The organism is Fictibacillus halophilus, assembly GCF_016401385.1.
Lineage (GTDB): Bacteria > Bacillota > Bacilli > Bacillales > Fictibacillaceae > Fictibacillus > Fictibacillus halophilus.
The window spans coordinates 1415995-1442885 of the sequence record NZ_JAEACF010000001.1; the positions used below are offsets into that span (position 1 = coordinate 1415995).

The window sequence follows — 26891 nt, forward strand, 5'->3', positions numbered from 1 at the left end:
GAACTTCCTTGTTCATAGGATAACCCATATGCTACATACACTGTAACCACTATGGATAAAGTGCGGTGAGAAATTTGAACGTTAAAAAGAAGATAGAATCAGAAATTTATAAACGGTGTAATGAACTCCTTTCCCTACAAGAACCCGATGGGACATGGCGTTATTGCTTTGAGAATTCTGTGATCACAGACGCTTATATGCTCATTTTATTACGAACAATTGATTACAGGAATGAGAGACTTATTAATAGAATTGCTGAACGCATCCTTTCCAAACAGTCTCAAGATGGGCTATGGCGTGTATATCCTGATGAGGAGCCTGGTAATTTGTCCGCGACCATCCAAGCTTATACAGCTCTTTTGTATGTAAAGCCCCTTTCACACACGGAAGAAACGCTTCAGAACGCCAAACACTACATCATAAATAATGGAGGATTAAAAAATGCGGACCTTCTAACAAAAGTCTTTTTAGCAATGAACGGTTTATATCACTGGCCAGACCTGCCCATCGACCCAGCCATTCTCTTTTCACTTCCACTTTCTTCTCCCATTAACCGTTATGATATAAGCAGCTATGCAAGAGCCCACTTCGCACCTGTTTTATTGATGATTGAAGGTAAAAAGAAATTAACTTCAAGCTACACGCCTGATCTATCAGAACTGTTAGGAAAATCAGATCAAGGTTCTAACATAGAAGATTGGATCAATCTGTTTTCTGTGTTGAATATTAGAGACTCATACATGAATACAAAGAAAGAAAACATTCTTTCTTATATTCAAATCCATATTGAACCGGATGGGACACTTCTTAGTTATGGGTTAACAACAATTTTTATGGTGTATGGTCTCCTTTCTAATGGCTTTGAACGGTCATCATCCATCATTCAAAACGCACTAAGTGGCTTGATGAAGATGTTTTGTGAAATAGATCACACGATGCATCTACAGAATTCACCTTCCACTACATGGGACACCTCTCTCATTCTATATACATTGCTGGAAGCGGGTGTTCCACATACAAACGCTCAACTATTAAAAGGGGCCAACTTTCTACTGTCACAACAGCAGAATAAATATGGTGATTGGTCTGTTCATAATCCAGATGCAACCCCAGGTGGCTGGGGCTTCTCTATAGGTAACACGCAGCACCCAGATCTAGACGATACCCAAGTGGCACTACGTACAATGGCACAATACTCTCGCACTCATTCCTCATACTATTCTAGCTATGAAAAAGGGCTTGCATGGCTTGTGTCCATGCAGAACGATGATGGCGGATGGGCAGCGTTTGAGAAGAATACAAATCGTTATTTAATTGGAAGCCTTCCTATTAAGCATGCAAAAGATGCTCTTATTGATCCTTCCACACCTGATATTACAGGCAGGACGTTAGAGTTCTTAGGAAATTACCATGGCTTGAATCAAGAATACCTCACTATCAAAAAAGGTGTGAACTGGTTAAGAGCGAATCAGGAAGTGAATGGTTCATGGTACGGACGTTGGGGTGTTTGTTACATTTATGGAACGTGGGCAGCGGTTACAGGTTTAATGGCATGTGGTGTTCATCCAAGAGATAAAGAAATTCAGAAAGCGAAATACTGGTTGCTATCGATTCAAAATCAAGATGGTGGTTGGGGTGAATCATGTGCAAGTGATTCAAAGAGAACCTACGTTAGCTTGAATGAAAGTACACCTTCTCAAACAGCTTGGGCGCTTCATGCATTAACTTCAATCTACGACCAATCCATTCCGGAAATGGAGGAAGCTGCTACATGGTTGCTATCTAAACAAGAAAGAGCCAGCTATCCAACTGGAGCTGGCTTACCTGGTGCATTTTATATTCGTTATCATAGTTATGATAAAATTTGGCCACTTCTTGCACTTTCTCACTATTATAAAAAGTTTTATTGAGAAGAATCTTCTTCATGTTGATCCTGATTCTTATCTTTTTTTCGCAAAATACCTATACCCAATACAACAAGTAAAACGAGATATAAAGTAAACCACCATAACGTCCAATTTCGTCCTACAAAATCTGTAAACTCCATTGCATTCGTGTGGATATGGTTACTCATCGCCCAAATCAATAGTCCTGCAGGAAGTAGAAAAGGATGGTAGTTGGGAAACTTAGATAGATGCTGTAATCCTTTCAACGCTGTAAAAAGACTTACAACAATCTTAACAAGTATGCCAAATATCCAAACAACACCTATTATGACCTCTACCCTTTCAAAGATATTAATGATTGATATATCTCTCATCAATTCATAAGTAGGGTAGCTTTGTCTTCTTACCATATAAGCTCCTTCTACACCTACAGCTATAAATACGGTTAAGATAAGAGCCACTCCACCAAACAAGATTCCTGCTAGATAATTTTTGGAGAGTTTATGTTTGTTTTTCACATAGGTGAGAACACTTCCTAACAGAATGATCTCGATAAACGGAAATCCCGTCGTCGTGTATGCGCCTTGTGATATTTTTAATAACCCTTGTTCAAAATAAGGCTGTAGATGTGCAAATCTAAACTGATTTGTAGTAAGTGCTAACGAACTAATAAAGAAGAGGATCATAAAAGGTGTTAGAAATTCGTTTACACGCCCAATATTGTTTAATCCATAAAAGCAAGAATAGACGGCAAGTAAGATGATCATGATCTGAAAGGTCCATGGACTTGATTCTGGAATGACGTTCGAAATCATAAAGTTACTAAGATTCCGAACGACATAGGAAGCTAAATGAAGAGCATAAAAGATGATTATGATATTTAATACCGTTCCAAGCACTTTCCCCCCAGCGACTTCGGTTATTCGAAAGATTGAGCGAAACTGATACCGCTTTAAGATTAATATCCAAGTTACATTCAAGATCAATCCAATCACTACCGCAATAAACATGGATATCCAAGCATCTTGAGCGGAAAAGAAAGCGGTTAAGTTTGGTGCCATTAACAAGGAACTGCCCATTATAAAACTGACTACGATTAAAACAAGCTGCCATCGATTTATAGTATGGTTCATGTTTATCCTCCAAACATCAGTTTATATAATGGTGAATATAGAGCATCAATCCATTTAGAAAAAGGAAGCCATTGTCTATTCGAGAGAAAACTTGCCAAGTTTATCATCGAGAAGATCCAAAAGATCGTAAGTGTAATTTTATAGGATTTACTTTTGCTCATGAATGGTTTCCACCCTCGCTCCTACAGATTCAAGTTTAATGGACACATTCGTTTCAAGTTCTACATTAGAAAACTCGTCTTTCCAATTTTCTTTGTATTTCTTCCAAACTTCGGGATCCTTGTTATAAAGCAATTTCCCAAATCCAAATACATCTGTCTTTTCATCCTGTGCTTTTTTCACAGTACCTTTTATATGTCTCGCTAATTCTTCGTTCACTCGTTTTTCCATCTCAAGGAGCGTTTTAGGATCTCCGACATCAACTGCACATGTAACTTCTTGTAAGATTGCTTTGCCTTTAACATTTACAACGTATTTTAATTTTCCATCCTTATAATGGACCTTTGTTTTTGAGTCCACACTTTTTACCATAAATCCTACGTTGCCTTTCTTACTATCACATTTGTGACTCAAAATAAAGATATCCTTCACTTTTCGATTGATAATAGACCAGCCTCTCGTCTGATCATTGTTCAACCATGTCACCATTTTTTCTTTTTTGAAAACAGCCAATCCTGAAATTCGATAAGTCTTATCATTCGCACTAATATTTTCTAGATTCGACGTCTCACTTTGACTATCATTAATCTTCACGATTTCTACCCCTTGAATGACGGGATCTCTAAATTCTCCATATCTCCAACGAACAACGTCTTTTTCCTTAATTCCTTCAGATATACCTGTGGAGGTAGCAGCTAACCTAACTCTATTTTTTAAAGACTCTCCAGGGTTTTTAAAAATCGGTGTATACATGGAAAGAATATCTTTCGCAGTCGAATTCTTTGCAACAAACATGATGACATTATCCCGAACTTCATGATTACGCTCCATAAAATCAAATAATGGTGCTAATCCTTTTGTCCTTGCATACTTTTCACCAATGATGACACTTGTAATATGTGAAAAAAGCAATTTTCTAGGTAGTATATTTCTTCCTTTTTCAACCGCATCATAAAGAGTTTCACCTGCTACCGTATAGGTGTAGACCGATCCTCCAGACCCTCCTGATGGAGCACCACCTTGTCCACCTGCTGTACCTCCCGGATTGACCACCTGAAAATGAACAATCGTTTTATTTTTCTTGTAATCGACACCAATAGAAGATACGATCAAAAGTTCATTGAGCTCTATTCGACCAGCACAACCGGTTAAGATTAAAGTAAAAGAGAAGATCAACGCAAATATTTTCCAACTTCTCATGATTTTTTTACCCATTTTCTATGCATTTTCGTTTGAGTCCACCATAAAGGGAGACGCAGTAGACTGTCCTTTTGCTTACCTGATTGAAAAGGAGCTAACGGTGAGAAGTAAGGTTTTCCCATAGAAGTTAGTGAACACAAGTGGATTAACAGTCCGATCATGAAAAAAATCATACCAAAGATGCCGGTTGTTGCTGCTAAGATCATTAGAACGAATCGAAGCAATCGTGCAGCACCACTAAAGCCATAATAAGGTGAAACGAAGCTAGAAATTGCGGTTAATGAAACGACGATGACAATAGCTGGTGAAACTAGTCCTGCGGCTACCGCAGATTCACCAATAACGATCGCTCCTACAATGGATACCGCTGAACCGATGGGACGGGGCATACGAATACCTGCTTCACGAAGAATTTCGAAGATCGTCTCCATAACAAGAGCTTCAACGAATGCAGGAAATGGCACTCCTTCCCTTTGAGCTGCTAAACTGACTAGAAGGTTAGTTGGAATCAACTCTTGATGAAAGGTAGTAACTGCAATATAAGCCGCCGGAAGAGCAAGAGAAATCATGAACGAAATTACTCGGATCACACGTATGAAACTTGAGAGATCAAAGTGATGGTAATAATCTTCAGCCGCTTGAAAAAACGATATGAATGTTGTTGGTGTGATAAGGACGAATGGTGTACCCTCGAACATGATTACAACGTTACCTTCTGATAGAGCAGCTGCAGCTACATCTGGCCGTTCTGTAGATTGAAAGGTAGGAAATGGTGAGTATCCGTTCTCGTCAATCAACTCTTCAAGCATTCCACTTTCAAAGATTTTGTCCGTATTCAAGTTCGTAATCCGTTTTATCACTTCTTGTAAGACTTCTTGATCAACCTGGCTTTCTAGATATGAAACTAAGATCGTTGTTTTCGTAATCTTTCCCACCTGAAATGGCTTAAAACGCAAAGTAGGATTTGAGATTCTGCGTCTAATCAAGGTTGTATTTGTTTGAAGGGTTTCAATAAATCCTTCACGTGGTCCTCTTACCATCGTTTGTGCTTCTGGTTCTTCTACACCTCTTGTCTCCCACGTTTCAAGTGGAATAGAGTATGCCTTAGTCATTCCGTCTACAAAAATAATAACTTGTCCTTTTAAAACGGGAGTAATGATCAAATCGAAATGAGGACATGGGCTTATTATTGCGGAAACTTCTGTCTGATGGATAAGTTCTTTCGGTTGTAATTTATTATTTTCTAGTTGTGTCCGCTTTATAGGTTCAATAATGGATAATTCTAGTTGCTGTTTGTTGATCAATCCTTCGATGTAACAAATGCCAAAAGGAACAGGCATCTCTAAAAACTCTACAATTTTCACATCGATACTTTCGCCTAGAATGTTTTTAATCTCTAGTAAATTCGTCTTTAGATCAGAGGATACATGAAGATGATCATATTTTTCAGATGCTGATGAAGAATCATGACGTTTTCTTTTGAAAAATTGCTGGCTCATCTCTTTTCCCCTTTCTAAATAATTGATGTTCTCAGCTTTTGTAACTGCCATCTGTTTTATACAAACATAAAACACCTGCATCTCAGTATAGGTACTTTGAAATAAAAGATTGGTATGAAACTCTTTTACATTCATATATTTGGTAATACCACTATCAATCATTGGTATTACCACCAGAAACGAGGTGTAGCTTGCTGTGGGAAAACGCTCTTCAGAGATTATAGGACAGCAAATCATCCAATCGATTTTAGAAGGAAAACTCGGCATTCATGAATCAATGCTATCTGAGAGAGATTTGTCTTCTCAATTTGATGTAGGAAGACCAACGATTCGAGAAGCCTTGCAACGTTTGGAACGGGATGGTTGGATCACCATACACAAAGGGATGCCAGCCACAGTGAATGATTATTGGAAACAAGGAAACTTGATGACAATCGTTAATATGCTAGAACTGGAAGACGAAATTCCCGATGATTTTGTCCTGCATATGCTCCAACTGAGAATTTCTTTAACTCCAGCTTATATAAGAGATGCAGCACATCATAACCGTTTAAAACTGATCGCACTGTTCTCGTCACTGGATGAATTGAAAGATGAACCAAATTCATTTGCCATATTTGATTGGAATCTACAGCAAGATATGGCTCATTTATCTCCAAACCCCATTTATCGCCTGATCTTGAATAGCTTTAAAAATGTTTATTACAAAATGGCACTCAAATATTTCGCTGACTCTTCCCATCGCTCAATTTCTAAACAATATTACTTCGTCTTGTTGGAATCTATTCTGATGGGTGACATAGAGAAGACTGAAAAGATAACGCAATCCATGATGGAAAAAAGTTTAGATCTTTGGAAGAAAAAGTTGAATGGAGGAGAGACTTATGAAGAGTAAAGGGATGTATCGAGATTTCTTCTTTCATTTTGATATCTTAGTAATGATGGTTATTTTCATCCTAATAATCAGCATCTTATTTACGATGAACCTTACGACAACTGTTCTACTTTTCTTTCCACTTGGTATTTTGATTTACATGTTCAGCGAATATCTTACGCATCGTTTTTTCTTTCATATTAAAGCACCTAAAAATACATTTCTGTTCAAATTAATAAAAAGATTACACTATGATCATCATAAAAAGCCTAATGAATTAAAGTTATTATTCTTGCCAATTTGGTATAGCGTTCCTAGCCTCTTTCTTCTATCCACTCTTCTTTTTATCCTCACACAATCAGTTCAGTACACCTTGTCTTTTTCTATCGGTCTTTTGTTCATGTTTTTCATCTATGAATGGAAACATTATGTGGCCCACCGACCGCTCAAGCCGAAAACCAGATTTGGCAGATGGATTAAAAAGACACACACCTTACATCACTTTAAGAACGAGAACTATTGGTATGGCGTTTCAACTCCCTTTATAGATGTTTTATTCGGGACTTTAAAGGATGAAAAAGATGTTGAATGGAGTGCTACTGCGAAAGACTTAGAAAATAGAAGTAATGATTGAATAAAAAAAGTCCAATTAAATTTGGATATTAATTGGACTTTTTCTCTGTTTCTCAAGAATTTAACTGCATCTCTTTTAACTTTTGTCGCTGCTCATCTGGCCACCATGCTCCGCAATCATCAGAGACTATACATACCGAACATTTCTCAAGATCATAAACCTTCATACCACTGATTGGTGGTGAATAGAGGTGGAGTGTGACAAGATCACTATTCTCTTCAGCCTTCATCTTGTGAATGCCGTTTACAGGTGCGTAAAAAATTTGGTCTTTATCATGAGTCTTTGTAAATAATTCAGATGGTAGCCCATTTTCTTTAATCTCATATACGGTATTCTTGGATGAACCACTAAGCACTTTGATCCAACCTTGCGACGCTCCATGATCATGTGGAGCACACTCTAATTGAGACCAATTCATCACCAATAATTCTACTTCTTCGTTCTGATATAATAGCTTTCTATAATAAGGTTTACTCTCTGAAGTATTAAGTTCTGTTTGAACATCTTCAAGCTCTATATTTAAAGAAATGAGAGCTGTTTTGAGATCTTCCTTTGAAGGATTGTGGAGTGAATCCAAAAATTTTATTGATTTAACACTCGTTTTCAACACGTTACCTCCTTCTAAAATTTATTAAAAATGAAAGAAAGCGAAGAACCATTCTAATTATATGAACATGAACTTGTCACTTATGTGAATGAAAAAAATTATTCAGCCCAAATAAAATCGCCTAGCGATAGCTAGACGGTTGAAGTATCATATTTTTTTAAAATAACGGATTTTGACGCACGTCTATCCAATGATCAGATCGTTCGAGTTCTCCAGCTAATTGAAGCAACAACCCCTCTTGACCTCTTGCAGCCATGAATTGTACTCCGATTGGTAGCCCTTCTTTTGTAAGATGAAATGGAATAGACATAGCGGGTTGTCCAGTCAGATTGGCCAACTGTGTAAAAGGAGTCCGAGCTAGATTTTTTCGAGCAATCTGATCGACAATTCCTGCCTTCTTTAAAAACCTTCCAAGCCCTAACTGACCGACAGTACGAATAAGAAATTGTTCTGAAGCTGTTGGCTGAAGTTCTCCAATCTTAGCGGGTCCAAAAGCGGTCGTAGGCGTTATGTAAACATCATAAATTTCATGAAAGGTCTCCATCTGTAGAGCTGCTTTATCCCATTCTCTAATACTGAGTACAAATTCTTCTGCTGAAGTTGCTTTTCCGAGCAAACCAAGTAGCCAGGTAGATGGCTCTACATCTCGATAAGTCACTTTCCGTCCAAGAATACTTTCCAGTGATGTTAATGTTGCAGCCGTTTCACCAAAATACATCATTAGATAACTCTTCACTATTTTCTGTCCATCAATAGGAGCATCTATCTCTTCCACATCGTGCCCCATAGACTCTAATAATTTTACTGACTTAACAACTGCATCTCGACATTCGGCATGAACTTCTGTTCCAATGGGAGATGAGACAGAAAAAGCAATTCTTAACTTTCGATTTAGGGGAGTGCTAGCAGCATTTATAAAACTTCCTTCAAATTTTGGAGTATGAAAGGCACCTGCTTTTTCATGACCTTGCAATTGATCGAGAATAGCTGCACTATCTCTAACAGTTCGTGTTATAACGTGTTCAGCTGATGCTCCTTGCCAAGAACGTCCAAAGTTTGGGCCTACTGGAGTTCTTCCTCTCGTTGGTTTTAATCCAAACAGACCACAATAAGATGCTGGAATTCGGATGGAACCTCCGCCATCGTTCGCACCGGCAAAAGGAACCATACCAGAAGCGACTGCTGCAGCTGAACCTCCACTCGAACCACCAGGTGTATGATTCGGATTCCACGGATTCCGGGTGGGTCCATATTGAACAGGTTCTGTATAAGCGACTAAAGCAAACTCTGGTACGTTCGTCTGTCCGAGAAATATAACGCCTGCTTTTCTTAACCTTCGTACATATTCAGAATCAGTTTTGGCTCGGTAAGAAAGAAAAGCTTTCGAGCCAGCTGTGATCGGTTCGCCTTCCACCTCTTGTGAAATATTCTTCAACAGTGTCGGTACACCTGCAAACGGCCCACTTTGTTCATTGATGGCCATCACCCGTGCCTTTTCATACATCATGTTAATAACAGCATTGATTTTTGGATTTGTAGAATCAATCCTTTTAATGGACGCTTCAACCAATTCCATCGGCTGTACTTCCTTCTTTTTTACTAACTCAGCAAGCCCTAATCCATCATAATCTTTGTAGTTGAACCCCTTCATCTATTTCACTCCTAAAACTTTGATGAGTATGCTTTATAATCATTGTTTATTAGAATTTGTGCACCCGAAGGAATTGAAGTCATGTCATATTTTACGTTCATTACCCCTTTTAAAATTGCCGGTTACTTTAGCCATAATCAACTGTTTCGCCAAATCACTGTCTGCAGCATTTATCTTATCTAAAAACTTTTCTGCTTCTTTTCCTTTAAGAATTTTCACTTGTTTTCCATAATAATCTAAAAATACGCTGTGATCTTTTGTTTCTCGGTAACTAAAAGGTTTTTCTTCCAGCCGGTTTCTTTTATCAATATGTTCCATGTTTACTTGTCACCCGCTCATTTACATTTATTTCTTTTTTTATATTACATGTACTTTCAACAAATAAGCGAATTAGTCCTTCAAAACTGAATTACGATTATCATTTGTGTATAGTTTGCGTGAGATAGATCACAAAAAAAGACATTTCCATAAAATGTTAGAAATGTCTACTTCGTATATTCGTTTTACTCCGATTCTATAGCAGCGGTCGTATCACACTTTAACCTTTCTACAATTCTTCTTTTCTGGTAAAGCATCGTTCCTGTTTCTGCAAGATCATTGATCATAGACCGATTCGCGAATGCACCAAAGAGGATTCCTGCGATAGGTACCATTTGAAACAGCTTTTTCCAACCAAATGACTCTGTAAACGTTAAAGTAACTTCTCTCCAACCTTGAATTTGAGAAATAACTTCTCTAGATTTCTTCTCTTCCTCACTAATTGCAGCAAGTTCATTAAGGATCGCTTCTTTACCTATATAATCAGAAGTAGAGAATTGAAGGCATTTTAGGATATAGACTCGTTCTTCTTTATCGTTTGGATCATATCCGTGTATAATCGCTATTTCTTGTAAAGTTTTTAAAGAGATTGCTAATATAGTAGGGATATCAATCGCTAGCGTGAAGATACCTCCAATTCCAGTACTAGCTCCTTGTAGAGTTGCAGCACTTTTTCGTTTGTTTGCTAGTTCTAAAGAAACCTTCTTCATTTCTTCTACTGGTATTGTTTTAAAGTCTGCTAAATCATGAATCGTTCTACCCGTTTGTTTTTCGAAGAACTGAAAAACAGATTTCTCTTTGGATAGATATTGACCACCATTCTGTATGTATCCACCAATTTCATCGAGAAGTGTACCAATTTTATTTTGAATAAACTTTGGTGTCACTTTATCTAGCAGCTTAAACGGCAAGCGCGTTATCCGCTCCCAAAACCATATCCCTTTTTGATCTTTTTCCCATTTCTCAATCTGTTGAAGTTCTTTCAATAAATACTCCCTTGTTTCCATCGTTCTTCATCCCATCTATATTTTCATATCTATTTTACGCTTTGTGCTACATTTAGTTTCAACCATTGAAAAAAACCGCCTAGAATCTATCTCTAGACGGTTCATCTTACAACCACTTATTGTTGCAGTGCTTTTAATGACTCTCGAATAAAGGCAGGAATATCATCTGGTTGGCGACTCGTTACAAGATTACCACCACAAACAACTACTTCTTCATCCTTAACTGTTGCTCCCGCGTTCTTTAAGTCAACATGAATAGACTTGAATCCAGTAACGTGTCTCCCCTTTAAAACCTCGGCAGAAATCAAGAGCTGAGGACCATGACAGATTGCAAATACAGGCTTCCCTTCATCAGCAAAATGCTTCGTAAACTGTACGAATTGATCATCACCTCTTAAGATATCAGGCGAGAATCCACCAGGAATGAAAAGTGCGTCATAATCTTCAGGTGACACTTCTGAGATCGCGGCATTCGTCGTCACTTGGGCTTCCTTTTGCTTTCCTTCAAGTGTTGCACCTTTTTCTGAGCCGATAACGGTTACCTCATGGCCAGCTTCCCGAAACGCTTTTGCTGGTTCTGTGTATTCTACATCTTCAAACATGTTTGCGAGTACTGTTGCAATTTTAGCCATTCTTTAACCACTCCTCAATTTTGTGTGTACATTTGTTGTATTACCATTGAGGAAGTATATTAAACCCCTTTTTAAATTCTTGCTTTAAAACAAGGAGACGATATATAGATGAATCATTAATACAGCGGCTATTAAACCAAGTAACGAGGCTATGTTTGTTTCCTTTTTTGAACCTGTTTTTGTGTAGAATGGAAAACGAAAACGAATGGGCAGCGGATACAGAAGCTGAATACCTCTCGATGTTGCAGCATCTAAAATAAGATGCGAAAGTACCCCTACGACCAAGCCGGTACATAAACTTTGTTCATATTGCCAATCTATCCACTCTGGCAACAGAAATAATAGTAGAATTATAATCCAGCTATGAGTAATCGTACGATGACCAAATGTCTTAGATATCGTTTTAGATAAAAATACCGTTTTCTTTCCTATATATGATCCTGGATGACAAAGATCAGGAAGCAGGCTACCAAGAACAGCCGCACCAAAAAAAGTCAGTTCATGCTGCAGAGTCTCTGGAGGCAGATCTGTAAAAGCCTTGTAAGCAGCACCTGCAACAACTCCTCCAAGTAAATGTGTGTTGCTCTTCATGTTATGTATCTCTCATTTCTCTAGTTGTGTAGTTTCCCTAACTGTTTTATATTCCTCATTTACAAGTTACAGAGGGTTCTTTATCTACATTGCTGCTGATTTTTAATTCTTGACTTCTTTGGTAAGTTGATTGGAGTGCAAGGTGCGAGACTCCTATGGGACGAGCGGTCAGGTGGAGACTCCTAAAGGCGCAAAGCGGCAGGAGGCTCACTGTACGCCCCATGGAAAGCGAGCATCCTGGAACGAAAATCAACTACTTTCAAGAACTACCAAGTATTAAAAAAGAAGAAAAGAGCAGCAAGAGCTACTCTTTTGATTGTTCAGTTGAAACCAATGATTTGATTCGAGTTATTGGTCCCGTTTCTCCTGTATCCACAACAAACGAACCATTGTTGTACCGATCAGCTGGTTTGTAATTTGATGGAGAAATCGTCTCAACTTTTCCTGAACTTGTTTCTAAAACAAACTGTATGTCATCTGTTGTAATTAACTTCATACCCACAATACGATGAGGATTTGATTTCAACTCCCTCACCATGACGAGACCACGTTTTGCACGTGAGGTTTTCTCAAATTCTGAAATCTTCATCTTTTTAAGTGCACCACGCTGTGTCGCAATAACAACTTGTGCTTTTTCTGGATCTTTTGGCAGCGCAAATCCGCTAACCACATGGTCACCAGCTTTTAAGTTAATTCCTTTAACTCCTGAAGCTCTCTGTCCAACGATTGAGATCTCTTCTTCTGCAAACCATAATCCCAATCCAAAATGTGTCGTAATGAAAACGTCTTTCTCTCCGTTTGTTAACGAAACATCAACAACTTCATCGTCTGCTTTAAGCTTCACCGCCATCAGTGGACGGTTATATCGTGTTGCTTTATAAGACTTAAGTTCTGTTTTCTTAGCCATACCTTGCTTTGTAAAGAAGATGAGGTATTGATTCTCTGCAAACTCTTTAATCGGGTATGCTTTGATCAGTCTTTCATCTTTATCTAGTCCAACAAGACTCGCTAAGTGCTGCCCCATGTCTTTCCAGCGAATCTCTGGCATCTCATACACAGGCAGATAAACGTAGTTACCTTTGTTCGTAAACATGAGAAGCGTTTCGGTTGTGTTTAGCTGAGACGCCATGAGAAGTGAATCAGTATCCTTCATGCCTGGCGGTTCTCCGTTTGAAGCACTGTAAGAACGAACACTAGAACGTTTTACATATCCGTCTTCTGTAACAGTCACCATAACATCTTCAGACGGAATCATCACTTCCATGTCGATCTTGATCTCTTCAATTTCCGCTTCAATGATTGTACGGCGTGGATCGGCGTATTTCTTCTGAACCTCAGCCATCTCTTTTTTGATAACGTTAAATAGCTTTTTCTCACTGTCTAATAAAGAACGTAGATACGTAATTTTTTTCGCTAAGTCCTCAGCTTCAGACTGGAGCGTCGTAATATCCGTATTTGTTAAACGATAAAGCTGTAAAGTCACAATCGCTTCAGCTTGTGGTTCTGTAAACTGAAACTTTTCAATGATGTTGTCTTTTGCATTTCGTTTATCTTTTGAAGCACGGATCGTTTCGATCACTTCGTCTAGGATCGAAATAGCTTTAATCAAACCTTCAACGATGTGTGAACGTTCTTCTGCTTTTCTTAGATCATATCGTGTACGGCGAGTAACAACTTCTTTTTGATGCTGAATGTAAGAATGAAGAATGGCCTTCAAACCCATCAGTTTCGGTGTCTTGTTATGAATCGCTACCATGTTGTAGTTATAAGAGACTTGAAGATCGGTATTCTTAAAGAAATAGTTTAGAATTCCTTCAGCATTACCGTCCTTACGAAGCTCGATCACGATACGTAGACCCGTGCGATCAGTCTCGTCTCGAATTTCAGCGATACCATCTACTTTTTTATCTAAACGCAACTCATCCATGCGCTTAACGAGGTTCGCTTTGTTCACTTCAAAAGGAACTTCCGTTATGACAATCTGCTGACGACCGCCTTTTAAGCTCTCGATCTCCGTTTTTGCACGAATGACAAAGCGTCCTTTTCCTGTTTCAAACGCCTTCTTAATGCCATCAAGACCTTGGACGATTCCGCCTGTTGGGAAATCTGGCCCTTTGATCACAGTCATTAATTCCTCAAGAGAAACATCGGGGTTATCGATCTGCATCGTTACCGCATCGATAACTTCAGCAAGGTGATGCGGTGGAATATCTGTCGCATAACCGGCAGATATTCCCGTTGATCCATTGACTAATAGATTCGGATAACGGCTTGGCAATACGACCGGCTCTTCGGTTGTATCATCAAAGTTTGGTGCGAACTCTACTGTCTCTTTATCAATATCACGTAGCAGTTCAGAAGCAATCGCAGATAGCCTCGCTTCTGTATAACGCATGGCAGCTGCAGGGTCTCCATCAATACTACCGTTGTTACCGTGCATCTGAATCAGAACATTTCTTACTTTCCAGTCCTGACTCATACGGACCATTGCTTCGTAAACGGAAGAATCACCATGTGGATGATAGTTACCGATTACGTTACCGACCGTTTTTGCTGATTTTCTGTATGGTTTTTCGTTCGTGTTTCCTTCTGCGAACATCGCATATAAAATACGGCGCTGAACGGGCTTCAGGCCGTCTCTTGCATCAGGTAATGCACGCTCCTGAATGATGTATTTACTGTATCTTCCGAAGCGGTCGCCGATTACGTCTTCTAACGGCAGCTCTCTAAATTTCTCAAGCAGTGACAATCTTTAAACCTCCTCAGAATGCTGACAAGTTCTCGTTATCTAGTATGTTAGTTTCTTCGTTTATGCCAAACGCCACGTGTTCTTCAATCCACTTTCGTCGTGGTTCTACTTTATCTCCCATTAGGACAGATACACGTTTTTCAGCACGGGCAGCGTCATCAATTCTTACTCGGATCAATGTACGAGTGTCGGGATCCATCGTTGTTTCCCATAACTGGTCAGCGTTCATCTCACCTAGACCTTTATAGCGCTGGATAATGTAGCCTTTTCCAATCTTTTTCTGTGCTTCTCTAAGCTCGTCCTCATCCCAAGCATACTCGATGACTTCCTTCTTACCAGTTCCTTTGCTTACTTTATAAAGAGGAGGAAGTGCGATGAATACTTTTCCTTCTTCAATAAGCGGCTTCATGTATCGATAGAAGAAAGTTAGTAATAGAACTTGGATGTGCGCACCATCTGTATCTGCATCAGTCATGATGACAATCTTATCGTAGTTCACATCTTTTAAAGTAAAATCAGAGCCCACTCCAGCTCCAATCGCATGAATGATTGTGTTGATTTCTTCATTCTTAAAGATATCAGCAAGCTTTGCTTTTTCTGTGTTAATAACTTTCCCTCGTAGCGGAAGGATTGCCTGAAATTTACGGTCACGTCCTTGCTTAGCAGAACCGCCTGCAGAATCACCCTCGACAAGATAGAGTTCGTTGCGTTCAGGATTCTTTGATGTAGCTGGCGTTAACTTTCCACTCAACATAGAATCCTTACGTTTGTTCTTTTTACCGTTTCGAGCATCCTCACGTGCTTTACGTGCTGCTTCACGCGCTTGTGCGGCTTTAATACTTTTACGGATGAGCATTTCACTAATTGCAGGATTTTCCTCAAGGAAATACGCCAGCTTAACCGCTACTACGGCATCTACAGCAGAACGTGCTTCACTCGTTCCTAATTTACTCTTCGTTTGCCCTTCAAATTGCAGAAATTCTTCGGGAATACGAACTGAAACAACAGCTGTTAAACCTTCACGGATATCAGATCCATCTAAGTTCTTATCTTTTTCTTTTAACATGTTCGTTTTACGAGCATATTCGTTGATGCTTCGAGTAATCGCCGTTTTCGCACCAGATTCATGCGTTCCACCGTCTTTTGTGCGCACGTTGTTTACGAACGATAATACGTTTTCGGCATATCCATCGTTGTACTGAAACGCAAAATCCACCTCGATCTCGTTTTGTATGCCTTCAAAACTCACCACAGTGTGCAGGGAATCTTTATCTTCGTTCAAATATTTTACGAATGCCTCAAGACCTGTATCAAATTGAAACTCGTCTTTTTCACCGTTACGTTCATCTTCAAGTACGATCTTGATTCCCTTTAACAGGAACGCTGCTTCTCGTAAACGTTCACTTAGTGTTTCGTAGTTGTAGTTGATCGTAGAAAACATGGTCGGGTCTGGTTTAAAATGGACGGTCGTTCCAGACTTACGCGTATTTCCGATCACTTCAAGTGTTGTTACTGGTTTTCCACCATTCTCAAAACGCTGGCGATAAGTCTTTCCGTCACGGTGGATGGTTACCACCAACCATTCAGATAGTGCGTTTACAACTGAAGCTCCTACCCCATGCAATCCTCCAGATGTTTTGTATCCCCCTTGACCAAACTTTCCACCAGCGTGAAGAACAGTAAAAATGATTTCTGGTGTTGGTTTCCCAAGTTTGTGCATACCTGTTGGCATTCCTCGGCCATCATCAGATACCGACACACTATTATCTTTGTGAATTTTCACATGTATGTAATCACCGAATCCGCCTAAAGCTTCATCAACAGCGTTATCTACAATTTCATATACGAGGTGATGCAACCCTCTAGCATCCGTACTTCCAATATACATACCTGGACGCTTTCGAACGGCTTCTAAACCTTCGAGCACCTGTATGGCATCATCGTTATACTCCATTAATGACTTATTACTAGCCAAGTTGTGTTGCTCCTTTCGCGTTGCTGCAGTACTACTATAATAGCAGAACGTTTGTTTCTATACTACTGTTGTCTGTATATTCTCCTCTTATTTCTCGGTATATCAACTGAAAACCTTTAGTGTCGAAAAGAATATTTTCTAATAAAAATGTTACTTTGCTAGATAGCATGGGAAAACCACCCGTATGATTGCGGGTGGTTCATTACTACCGTATCATAGCATGTTCCACTTTAATGCACTTATCCATAATATAAGGAATCGTCGCACTTTGCAAAATCTCTTCTGCTTCTGCACTGTAAAGACCTAACTGAGCCCAAAAGAAACCAGCTTTAATTTTAGCAGCAGAACGTGCAACTTCAGGCAAATATTCACTGCGTCTAAATACATTAACAATATCAACGTGGCCATCAATTTCTTCAAGCGATGCATACGCTTTTTGCCCTAAAACCTCTTTGACATTAGGATTTACGGGGATTATCTCGTAACCGGCATTCTGCATATATTCTGAAACCATATAGGACGTACGAAAAGGTTGATCAGATAGACCGACTACAGCAATGCGCTTTCTTAATTTTAACAGGTTCTGGATATCTTGTGTCGTTGCAGCTCCCATCTTTATTTCCTCCTAGTGTCGTTTTATATAGTTTTAGACAAAATATGTACAAATGAAACATTTTCATTAAGAAAACTTGGCTGACACCAAGCTTTTCAAGATAATATTCGGTGAACCTATACGATCGTATTAAACTTGTTGTTACGTATAAAATCATTCTGACAACAAGTTATACTTTTAGATTATGTAAAAAACCGGCATTCTCGATATATAAATTCGAGTCCGCCGGTAGGATGTAGTTAGTTCTCTAAGCGGTAAATATCACTGTATTTCTTTTCGAAATAAGCGATCAGATGATCAGGATTGAGTCCCTCACCCGTTACGTCTTTTAAGATTTCAATCGGTTTCTTCATCTTTCCATATTGATGAACATTTTTTGTTAACCATTCTTTGATCGGAAGAAGGTTACCAGCCTCTACAAGTGCGTCGAAGTCAGGAATATCATTCAGCATCGCATGTTTAAGCTGTGCCGCGTAAATGTAACCTAATGCGTAAGACGGGAAGTAACCAAAGCTACCGCCTGACCAGTGAACGTCCTGAAGCACACCTTCCGCGTCGTTCTTCGGCGTTACACCGATATATTCTTGCATCTTCTCATTCCAGATGCGTGGAAGGTCTTTTACTTCGATTTCGTCGTTAAATAAACCTTTTTCGATTTCATAACGAACGATAACATGCAGTGGATATGTCATCTCATCAGCTTCAATACGAATGAGCGAAGGCTCGACCACGTTGATTGAACGGTAGAAATCTTCAAGTTCTACTCCGTTAAACTGTGCACCAGAAACCGTCTTTAACATGTTGTATTGATTTTTCCAGAATCCAAAATGACGACCAACAAAGTTTTCCCAGAACAGTGACTGAGACTCGTGAATGCCCATTGATGTACCCGTAGCAAGTGGTGTTCCAACGAGTTCATCTGAAATGTTTTGCTCATAAAGTGCATGTCCACCTTCATGAATCGTTCCGAATACTGCCGTACGGAAGTCATTTTCCATATACTTCGTTGTTACACGAACGTCTCCAGGGTTTAATCCGATCGCGAACGGGTGAACCGTTTCATCCAATCGACCAGAATCAAAGTCATAACCCATATCTTTTAGAACATGAAGACTAAATTCTTTTTGCTTTTCTTTCGGAAAATGTTCGAATAAGAACTTCGTATCTGGCTGTCCTGCTTCTGTAACTTTTTGAAGAAGAGGCACGATTCGATCACGAAGTTTAGAGAACGTCTCATCTAAGATTTCAACGGTAACACCAGGCTCATACATATCTAAGAGTGTATTATATTTATTCCCTTCATAGCCCCAATAGCCGATGAATCTCTTATTGAATTCAACAAGCTTTTCTAAGTATGGCTGGAATAAGGAGAAGTCTGAAGCATTCTTCGCTTCTTCCCACACAGTTTCTGCTTTTGATTGTAAAATGACATATTCTTTAAATTCTGCTGGAGGAATCTTAGCATTACGCTCGTAATCTTTATTTACTTCCTCAAGCGTTTTTTTCGTAACATCAGATAGAGAGTCCTGTATATCTGACTTAGAAAGTTCTTCGATGTAACTCTTCATTTCCTCAGAAGTAGACATCGCAAATACATCCGAAGATAATGTTCCAATTACTTCAGAACGTTGTTCAACACCCTTTTTAGGTGCGCCCGTGCGAAGATCCCAATACATGAGGCCGATCGCTTCATTGATGTGCACCATTTTTTTTACATAATCTAAGAATTCTTTTTCAACAGTTACTTTTGTTTGTGTCATTTTTGTTCCATCCCTTCACGGTTTCATTAAAAACATACCGCTATATGAATTCGTGACGCAATAAAAAAGTCCTGCTGGTCGGTTTTATTTTTTTCTAAAAATCTTCTTTGAATAGTTCTGCATACGCAGCAAAAGACGGATCAATATTGTTTACATGACCGATTGACTGATGAAGAACACTTTGAATTTCAATTTTGTGTTGATCTTCCAGGTGCGGATGTATATTCTGATATGCCTTCCTAATGCTATCTAGATGGCTGAATTGAGCGTACATAATAATAACCTGCCTTTATTTTATAGTTAGGCATAGTATGTACGTGTTTATTGGGTCTTTAAACTTTGTACAAGTAGTTAAATGAAGTGATTTGAGCAGATTGTATGGTATGTGATTGCTGTTTTTTAGGTGAGTTAGATCAATGTAGTTTCAAAGCGGTGTAGATTTGACTAAATTAGGTTCAAATTGTTTAATAACTTGTATTTTTTCTTTGAAAATATATGAAATATGTACGGTACGTGAAATTATTATTGTTTTAATGCTTATATTTGTGCGATTCATATCAAAAAAGGCTGACTTTTTTATTGAGTCAGCCTTCCTTATCTTTTTTGGTGAGATGAATCCAAAACTTTTTGCCTTGAATCCATAAATTTTGTAGCTCAATCCACGAGTTTTGCTTCTCAATCCACAAATTTTTGGCTTTTATCCGCGAGTCTACAATCTTCGACACTCAACGTGCACCAACACCCACACCATATTTACATAACGCACTCATCAGCCTTGATGCTGTCTAGGCGGACGTTTGCCGAAGTATTGATAATAATCGGTCTTCAGATCACCATTGTACAACTTACGCTTCTTCGTTGCTGAACGGCCATAATATTCTTCAAAGTTTTCATTCGAAGTAATCACGTATACACTCCAAGTATCATACGGTTTCATTGCCATGCCTAGGTCACGATACATTTGAGCTACTTCTTCTCTCTCACCTAGTCGCTCTCCGTAAGGCGGGTTCGTTACAAGACATCCGTAATCTTTTCTAGTCGTAAAATCGCGGACTTGCATCTGTTTAAACGTGATAAAATCCTCGAATCCTGCTTCGTTTGCATTATTCTTGGACAGTTCGATCATCTTATGATCAATATCGGATCCTTGAATCTCAAGAGGTAGATCGTATTTTGCAACATCTTGAGCTTCTCCTACTGCCTCATACCATACTTTTTTATCAATCCAGTTCCATTTCTCTGAAGCAAACTCACGATTTAGTCCAGGAGCAATGTTTTGTCCAATCATCGCAGCTTCTATCGGTAATGTTCCGGATCCACAGAAAGGATCTGCGAAAGGCTTGTCTGGCGTCCAATTTGTTAGCATGATCAGAGCCGCAGCCATCGTTTCTTTAATTGGCGCCCCTGAATGCAACTCACGGTATCCACGCTTGTGCAGACCTGTGCCACTCGTATCAAGAGTTAATGTCGCGATATCCTTATGAATCGCAACCTCGATTCGATACAGTGCACCGTCCTCGGGGAACCACGTTTTACGGTTATACGCTGTTTTCAAGTTATCTACTACTGCTTTTTTCACGATTGCTTGGCAGTCAGATACAGAAAATAGTTTTGATTTTACAGATCGGCCGATTACAGGGAACTCTCCGTCTTCAGGAATAAAATCAGCCCACGGAAGTGCCTTCGTCTGCTCAAAAAGTTCATCAAACGTCTCCGCTTTGAACTCGCCAACCACTAATTTTACGCGATCTGCCGTCCTCAACCACAGGTTAGCTTTTACTAAAGTTTTCTCATCACCATCAAAATAAACTTTCCCGTTTTCAACTTTCACATTTTCAAAACCTAGTGCGCGAACTTCATTGGCCACTAGAGCCTCTAGTCCCATAGCCGCTGTTGCCAGCAGTCGTAATTGTGTCATAGTATGAACTCCTTAATCTTCATCGTTTCGTATAGTAATAAGTATACCCTTATTTCAGGGGACATTTTTATGTAAATAGAAAAAGCCCCGGTAAACGGGGCCCTCATTCAGCTTTAATTTAGGTACCAATAACGTTCTGTAAGCCATGTTCTGTTCCTTAGTACTACAAACGGCTGGTAGCCTCGTACACCGGTGGTAATCATCTATCTACAAAAAGCCTTGGCTTCTTGTTCTCCCAATCGTTCAATTCCGAAATGGGAAACTCCCCTACCATAATTTGGGTTTCTCGCTCGTGGGGTTTACCGCGTTCCACTCCCTCTGTTTCCATCGGGACTACGTCACTGTGGCACTTTCAAGGTATTAACACCATATCCAAAGGACTTAGGTGCGTTCCCTGCCGTTAGTCCAGTAAGCTTTATTCAAGCAAACCAAGCTACCCTGGCTTATTTTTTGGCCAGGCACGATCATTACGGTCATCTCAGATCCGTGCGAGCATGGACTTTCCTCTAAACCTGAAAAATCAGATCCAGCGATTACCCGAACGCTATTGATTTAGTTTTTAAAAGCAAGATTCATTATAGCATGCTGAATGGATAAAAACAAATGGATAATAACTGGAATCAATCGTACAATTTACTGCCAAAAACATGTTTTTCCAAGTTAGACAAACGCTGAAGAATATCGGAGTTCGTCGTGCTTGATGTTACTGCAGACATTCTGCGTGTTTGCTGATGATCAGAAGAATTTTGAGCTTCTTTACGCAGTCGATTGTTTTCTTGTACAACTGCATCATACTCTTTTTGGAAATTTTCATAATCCTTAATAATAAGATCTAAGAATTTGTCTACCTCGTCTTGATCATAGCCACGAAAGCCTTGTTTAAAGTCTTTTTCCAAAATTTCTTTCGCCGTTAAATGAAAACGCTGTTCACTCATGTGAATCACCTCACACAAAGATTCTAAAATTATTTTTTCACTACCTGACCTAAATGTCAATTTTTTTCGACTTTAGATTCATTTATTCATTACGATTGTATTGTTCCTCTTGTACAAGAACATCCAAGTCATAAGGAGTAATATAGAATATTTCGTACGAATTGTCCATTTCCTGCTTTTGTTTGGCTGTATCTAAATAATACTTCGGCGAACCATCTTTTTCTTCGTCGTAAAGGAGCAAGACACCATCGCTTTTTTGTACAAGAAACTGATTCTTGGCTCGAAGCTGTCCTGGCGACTCGTATGGCTTACGGCTTACCGAATCAACAAAGTCGGCCCCCGCTAAAATTTCGTGATATTTTTCCTGCACATTTTCTTTCCAGCGAGCTTCTTGCTCTAAGAACGGTGTTAGAACAGCTAGTTTTAAATCGGGGAATTCTGGTTGAAGTTCAAATACCACTTCTGCAGCCCACATTTCGACACCAGGCTGCCCACTGATGATCACCCATTCTAGACCTTCATCAAGAAGAGAAATCAACTTTTGCTGGATTGCTTTCTTAATGTAGTATACCCCTTCATGTTTATCACTAAAAATACCCAGTTCATGAGCTTTGTAGCCACTAACAAGTAGTGTTTGAAGCATGGGAAAAAACCTCCTATTAATGAAAAACACCCGGCTCTGTCAATAGCCGGGGCTTCATTAAAAGTTTTGTGTTGTGTGACTGATTTGATTGCCAATCATTACTGTTAACCCGACGATTACAAAAAATAGAACAACAATCCACTGCTTCACTTACCATCTCTCCATAGCTTAAAATATATATTTCCCTATTCTTAATTTCGGTTATTGCGCGAAAACAATCGAACACCTAAGAAATTTGACGAAAACTTAGGAGAAAAATGAAGTTTTATGGCGTTTTATGCGCTTACCCGGGCAATAAAAAAGGGGGGAATTTATTTTATTAGGAACATTTCCATGTCCTCTTATATTCTACAAAAAACAAAGCCGATTGAGAAGAGATATTTTGCAAGAATTCATAAATTTGACGAATTTTTACGAATATTGGATAACGCGTTGTTCTAATCGTTCGATTCTTTTTGTAAAAGCCTGTTTTTCCTGTTCTTCTTTTCTTTTCGTTAGCCTTTTTTTACCCTTCCATCTCGAATAAGCCAATACAGCAAAATGAAGAGATTTATCATAATCTTTTTGAATGTGCTCATAATACTTAGAAAGTTCAACGGCCGGTTCTTCATCTAATTCATTCTCGTCTAGTAACTCCAGCCAATATTGTACGGAGATCTCTATTTCGTTACATTTTTTGTATAAAGCAGCTAAAGATTTTTTGGATTGAGATGCAAGTGAAGTTCCGGTTTGAATAACTTCATGGTGAAGAGACATAGCTTGTTCCTTTTCGTTCATCGCCTCAAACCATCTCGCTGATTCATATGTCTCTTTTTCTGTTCGAAATCCATTACCTGTTACAATCCGAGACATGTGTGTATAAAGAGTTATGAGAGAAAGTACATCCCACTCGTTATGCTGAAAAACACCTTCCAGTAGCGATGGGTCTCCTTCATTGCAATATTGAAAATAGAGCATAGGCGCTAGAAAACCAGGCGTATCATGAATTCGGTTCACACCTAGTATCTCTTTTTCAACAACGGAAAGCTTTACAGCAGGTAACTTATCTTTCCACAGTCTCCTTGCTCCGTGTAGCAGATCAAAGTGGCCAAACTCAGGCAATGAAGGCACATAATCACGTATTAAAGTATGACGCGTTCTTACTTGCGGCCAATCAAAGGATTTTCCGTTATACGTAACCAGGTTTCGAAGTTCTTTCACATGATTTAAAAAATAATGATAAAGAGCCACTTCAGACCCTGGTCCCGGTAAAAAGAATTGGTGCACTAAAACGTGATCTCCCTTGATCTGACTCATCCCAAGCATAAAGATGGTATTACCTGCTCCACCGCTCAGACCTGTAGTTTCGGTATCAAAGAACAAAAGATCAGAAGCGTCTAAATCCCTAGCGTGTAAAGGATGAGCGGCATCAATATCTTGCCAATTCGATACTGCGTTCAAAACATCTGAAAACTGATAACGCCCCCATTGTGTATCAAGAGGGTATTTTACTTTTCGAACGATACAATAATCATCTTCGAAAAAATAAGCTGAAGCACCAAACTTTTCCCAATAGTCCGCATGTTGAATTCTTTCACTAGTGGAATTCTCCAAATGTGACTTACTTTCAACAGGAGGCTCGGAAACCGTATTGACCATATGCTTTTTTAGTCGATTCAGCTTGTTTTTAATCGACATGTTTTGTCGCTCCTTTGATTTGAGAAATCAATTTTACAGCTAGATTCTTGCTGTTATTCCCTTCTTCTAATGTTCCTGTGCAAGACGGACAGCCACTTTCACAAGGACATCTTTGTATCATAGAGAGTGCCTGATCAAGAACCGTATCCCACGAGCCATACACTTTTTCACTAAGACCAATACCACCTGGATATCTGTCGTAAATAAAAATGGTAGGCTGTTGATTATGAACCGCTTTGACCTGTGGTACAACGTGAAGATCGTTTGCATCACACATAACGAATAAAGGGGCAACATGGCGCAAAACATGTGCGATTCCAAGGAGTCCTGCTTCAAGCTTCTCTTCGCTTAAGTCGTTATTTTCAAAAGTAAGCCATGTTGCAGAAGTGTGTAACTCCTCCTCCGGAAGATGAATTGGGCCTGAGCCAATATTGTCGTGAGTTTCAAACTTAATTTTTTTAAAGATGGTTGCCTTTGCGACTACCATAACATCCCCGTAGGCTTTTGCATTCTGTTCTTCATTCGTTTCTTTGTCTATCTCAAGCACATTTAACGAGACAGCGAGGTTTGCGTCTGTAAAATAATCAACATCCACTTCACGAACGAACGCTTTCTTCTCTTCATAATCTAACTTTTCTACTTGATATTGCGTACCTTGATGAAGATAGATCGCTTCTTCATGAAGAAGCGTCATTGAGCTAAAACGATCCATCTCACCGATCACTTTTACGTCTGCCACATTACTTTGATCGATGATAACAACGTTCTCCTGTGAAGCAGATCGAAGGGAAATGTTATGCGCAGGAAAAGAATCGTTCATCCAATAGAAATGCTTTCCTCTTTTGTGAAGCACTTGTTCGTCCACTAAAAATTCTAAAACATCCTGTATCTCTTGATCACCAAATTTTTCATTTTCTTGAAATGGCAGTTCATACGATGCGCATTTTAGATGATCCACTAAAATAATCAGATTGTCAGGATTCATACGAGCAGACTCTGGTGATCTTTCAAAAAAGTAATCTGGATTCTGAATCACATATTGATCGAGTGGTGATGAAGAAGCTACCATAATCACGACACTTTCATCTTGACGACGCCCCGCACGTCCAGCTTGTTGCCACGCACTGGCAATCGATCCTGGATAACCTGTCAAAATACAAGCGTGAAGCTGACCAATATCTACCCCTAATTCTAAAGCATTTGTTGAAACAACTCCCATGACTTCTCCATTACGAAGTCCTTTTTCGATCGCACGTCGCTGTTTAGGAAGATATCCGCCTCTATACCCTTGAATGGACTTTGTACCAAACTCTTTTTTAACAAGTTCTTGCAAATAGGTAAGCAATATTTCCACGCGTACACGACTACGTGCGAAAACGATCGTTTGGATATGGTTTTCTAAAAATAGCTTCGCCAGGTTTCTAGCTTCAAGGGTAGCGCTTCGCCTTACGTTTAGTGGCTTATTGACAACTGGCGGATTGTAAAAGAGAAAATGCTTACGACCCGCTGGTGCTCCGTTGTTATTGATAAGCGTCATGAGATTTCCAGTAAGCTGTTCAGCCAACTCTTTTGGATTCGCAATGGTTGCAGATGTACAGATAAAAATGGGATCACTGCCATAAAAGTTACAGATCCTCTTCAAACGGCGAACTACATTAGCCACATGACTCCCAAAGACGCCTCGATATGTATGAAGCTCATCTACCACTACATATTTCAGATTTTCAAATAGCGATACCCATTTGGTATGGTGTGGAAGAACAGCAGCATGAAGCATATCAGGATTTGTCATGACAATGTTTCCCGCTTTTCTGACCACTTGTCGAATATTTGCGGGTGTATCCCCATCGTACGTATAGCTTTTAATATCCAATCCCATCTCATCGATCAATTCGTTCATCTCTGACTTCTGATCTTGCGCCAGTGCTTTTGTAGGAAAAAGATAGAGAGCTCTTGCCTCGGGATTATTAGCGACTTCTTGTAGTACAGGCAGGTTGTAACAAAGCGTTTTTCCAGACGCTGTAGGTGTTACAGCTACAAAGCTTTCACCGCGTAAAGCTGCTTCATAGGCTGATAACTGGTGAATATATAAGGAAGAAATCCCTCTTTTTGAAAGAGCGGATTGAATAGTTGGATGCAAAGAGTCAGGAAGTGGCACTGAAACCGCCTCTCGTGGCTCAATTGTTTTCCAATGAACAATTTGTTTAGCTAGTTCTGGCTCTCGTAAAACGTCCATAACTTGCTGGATAGATTTTTTTCGAAACATGATTACCACCTCCCTTCTATTTTAACGAATATTTGTTCGTAAATAAACAAGGACTTATTCGGAATGTTCAAGCCCTGATTGAGATTTTTCAACAAATTTATACAAGATTAAATTTCATTTGTTAATTTTTGATAAAAAACATACTGTTCTTGAAGGAAAAAAGA

General features: G+C 39.2%; 22 protein-coding genes and 1 other RNA gene. 3 read left to right on the forward strand and 20 right to left on the reverse strand.

Annotation, left to right across the window (positions count from 1 at the left end; genetic code table 11):
- Nucleotides 1-65: 65 nt before the first annotated feature.
- Nucleotides 66-1910, forward strand: a complete 1845-nt coding sequence (locus I5J82_RS07325) for a terpene cyclase/mutase family protein (protein ID WP_198767288.1) — start codon at nucleotides 66-68, stop codon at nucleotides 1908-1910.
- On the opposite strand, the gene I5J82_RS07330 is transcribed toward I5J82_RS07325, so the two are convergent.
- Genes I5J82_RS07330 through I5J82_RS07345 form a run of 4 tightly spaced genes read right to left on the reverse strand, consistent with a single transcriptional unit; the run spans nucleotide 1904 to nucleotide 6039 of the window.
- The gene (locus I5J82_RS07330) at nucleotides 1904-3019 is read right to left on the reverse strand and encodes a GerAB/ArcD/ProY family transporter (RefSeq protein WP_198767289.1); all 1116 of its coding nucleotides are present in this window, start codon (nucleotides 3017-3019) and stop codon (nucleotides 1904-1906) included. The two genes, I5J82_RS07325 and I5J82_RS07330, sit on opposite strands and share 7 nt — an antisense overlap.
- A 2-nt stretch (nucleotides 3020-3021) precedes the next feature.
- On the reverse strand, nucleotides 3022-3180 hold the full coding sequence (locus I5J82_RS07335) for a hypothetical protein (protein ID WP_198767290.1): 159 nt from the start codon (nucleotides 3178-3180) through the stop codon (nucleotides 3022-3024).
- Complete coding sequence (locus I5J82_RS07340) at nucleotides 3167-4378, reverse strand: Ger(x)C family spore germination protein (protein ID WP_198767291.1); 1212 nt, start codon at nucleotides 4376-4378, stop codon at nucleotides 3167-3169. Before I5J82_RS07340 ends, I5J82_RS07335 begins: the two co-directional genes overlap by 14 nt.
- Complete coding sequence (locus I5J82_RS07345; RefSeq protein ID WP_198767292.1) at nucleotides 4375-6039, reverse strand: spore germination protein; 1665 nt, start codon at nucleotides 6037-6039, stop codon at nucleotides 4375-4377. The genes I5J82_RS07340 and I5J82_RS07345 overlap by 4 nt, the downstream gene beginning before the upstream one ends.
- Nucleotides 6040-6073: 34 nt before the next feature.
- On the opposite strand from I5J82_RS07345, the gene I5J82_RS20605 reads away from it, so the two are divergent.
- Nucleotides 6074-6772, forward strand: a complete 699-nt coding sequence (locus tag I5J82_RS20605; protein WP_198767293.1) for a GntR family transcriptional regulator — start codon at nucleotides 6074-6076, stop codon at nucleotides 6770-6772.
- A complete protein-coding gene (locus tag I5J82_RS07355) occupies nucleotides 6762-7385 on the forward strand; it encodes a sterol desaturase family protein (RefSeq protein WP_198767294.1) in 624 nt (207 codons plus the stop codon). The genes I5J82_RS20605 and I5J82_RS07355 overlap by 11 nt, the downstream gene beginning before the upstream one ends.
- Before the next feature lie 52 nt (nucleotides 7386-7437).
- Here I5J82_RS07355 and I5J82_RS07360 read toward each other — a convergent pair whose 3' ends face one another.
- From I5J82_RS07360 to I5J82_RS07435, 16 genes are all read right to left on the reverse strand, one after another.
- Entirely contained in the window at nucleotides 7438-7992 is a 555-nt protein-coding gene (locus I5J82_RS07360) for a cysteine dioxygenase (protein ID WP_233096426.1), read from the reverse strand.
- 157 nt (nucleotides 7993-8149) lie between these two features.
- A complete protein-coding gene (locus I5J82_RS07365; RefSeq protein WP_198767296.1) occupies nucleotides 8150-9643 on the reverse strand; it encodes an amidase in 1494 nt (497 codons plus the stop codon).
- 84 nt (nucleotides 9644-9727) lie between these two features.
- On the reverse strand, nucleotides 9728-9961 hold the full coding sequence (locus tag I5J82_RS07370) for a hypothetical protein (RefSeq protein ID WP_198767297.1): 234 nt from the start codon (nucleotides 9959-9961) through the stop codon (nucleotides 9728-9730).
- A gap of 185 nt (nucleotides 9962-10146) precedes the next feature.
- Nucleotides 10147-10968, reverse strand: a complete 822-nt coding sequence (locus tag I5J82_RS07375) for an EcsC family protein (protein WP_198767298.1) — start codon at nucleotides 10966-10968, stop codon at nucleotides 10147-10149.
- Nucleotides 10969-11084: 116 nt separating this feature from the next.
- Complete coding sequence (locus tag I5J82_RS07380) at nucleotides 11085-11600, reverse strand: type 1 glutamine amidotransferase domain-containing protein (RefSeq protein WP_198767299.1); 516 nt, start codon at nucleotides 11598-11600, stop codon at nucleotides 11085-11087.
- Nucleotides 11601-11684: 84 nt separating this feature from the next.
- Nucleotides 11685-12191, reverse strand: coding sequence for a metal-dependent hydrolase (locus I5J82_RS07385; protein ID WP_198767300.1), 507 nt, complete (start codon nucleotides 12189-12191; stop codon nucleotides 11685-11687).
- A gap of 304 nt (nucleotides 12192-12495) precedes the next feature.
- Nucleotides 12496-14940: a DNA topoisomerase IV subunit A gene (parC, locus tag I5J82_RS07390; protein WP_198767301.1), complete on the reverse strand. Its 2445-nt coding sequence runs from the start codon at nucleotides 14938-14940 to the stop codon at nucleotides 12496-12498.
- 13 nt (nucleotides 14941-14953) lie between these two features.
- The gene (gene parE, locus I5J82_RS07395) at nucleotides 14954-16894 is read right to left on the reverse strand and encodes a DNA topoisomerase IV subunit B (RefSeq protein ID WP_233096588.1); all 1941 of its coding nucleotides are present in this window, start codon (nucleotides 16892-16894) and stop codon (nucleotides 14954-14956) included.
- Between the two features lie 226 nt (nucleotides 16895-17120).
- A complete protein-coding gene (locus I5J82_RS07400; RefSeq protein WP_198767303.1) occupies nucleotides 17121-17528 on the reverse strand; it encodes a CoA-binding protein in 408 nt (135 codons plus the stop codon).
- Nucleotides 17529-17767: 239 nt separating this feature from the next.
- On the reverse strand, nucleotides 17768-19288 hold the full coding sequence (locus tag I5J82_RS07405; RefSeq protein ID WP_198767304.1) for a carboxypeptidase M32: 1521 nt from the start codon (nucleotides 19286-19288) through the stop codon (nucleotides 17768-17770).
- A 769-nt stretch (nucleotides 19289-20057) separates the two neighbouring features.
- Complete coding sequence (locus I5J82_RS07410; RefSeq protein ID WP_198767305.1) at nucleotides 20058-21206, reverse strand: THUMP domain-containing class I SAM-dependent RNA methyltransferase; 1149 nt, start codon at nucleotides 21204-21206, stop codon at nucleotides 20058-20060.
- Between the two features lie 134 nt (nucleotides 21207-21340).
- An RNA gene (gene rnpB, locus I5J82_RS07415) (RNase P RNA component class B) lies at nucleotides 21341-21751 on the reverse strand.
- A gap of 75 nt (nucleotides 21752-21826) precedes the next feature.
- Nucleotides 21827-22141, reverse strand: coding sequence for a cell division regulator GpsB (gene gpsB / locus I5J82_RS07420; protein WP_198767306.1), 315 nt, complete (start codon nucleotides 22139-22141; stop codon nucleotides 21827-21829).
- Between the two features lie 82 nt (nucleotides 22142-22223).
- The gene (locus I5J82_RS07425; RefSeq protein WP_198767307.1) at nucleotides 22224-22784 is read right to left on the reverse strand and encodes an SLOG family protein; all 561 of its coding nucleotides are present in this window, start codon (nucleotides 22782-22784) and stop codon (nucleotides 22224-22226) included.
- Nucleotides 22785-23195: 411 nt separating this feature from the next.
- Nucleotides 23196-24461 carry a ribonuclease H-like domain-containing protein gene (locus I5J82_RS07430; RefSeq protein ID WP_198767308.1) on the reverse strand — a complete coding sequence of 422 codons (1266 nt, stop codon included), beginning with the start codon at nucleotides 24459-24461 and terminating at the stop codon, nucleotides 23196-23198.
- Entirely contained in the window at nucleotides 24451-26727 is a 2277-nt protein-coding gene (locus tag I5J82_RS07435; RefSeq protein WP_198767309.1) for a DEAD/DEAH box helicase, read from the reverse strand. Before I5J82_RS07435 ends, I5J82_RS07430 begins: the two co-directional genes overlap by 11 nt.
- Between the last annotated feature and the right edge of the window lie 164 nt (nucleotides 26728-26891).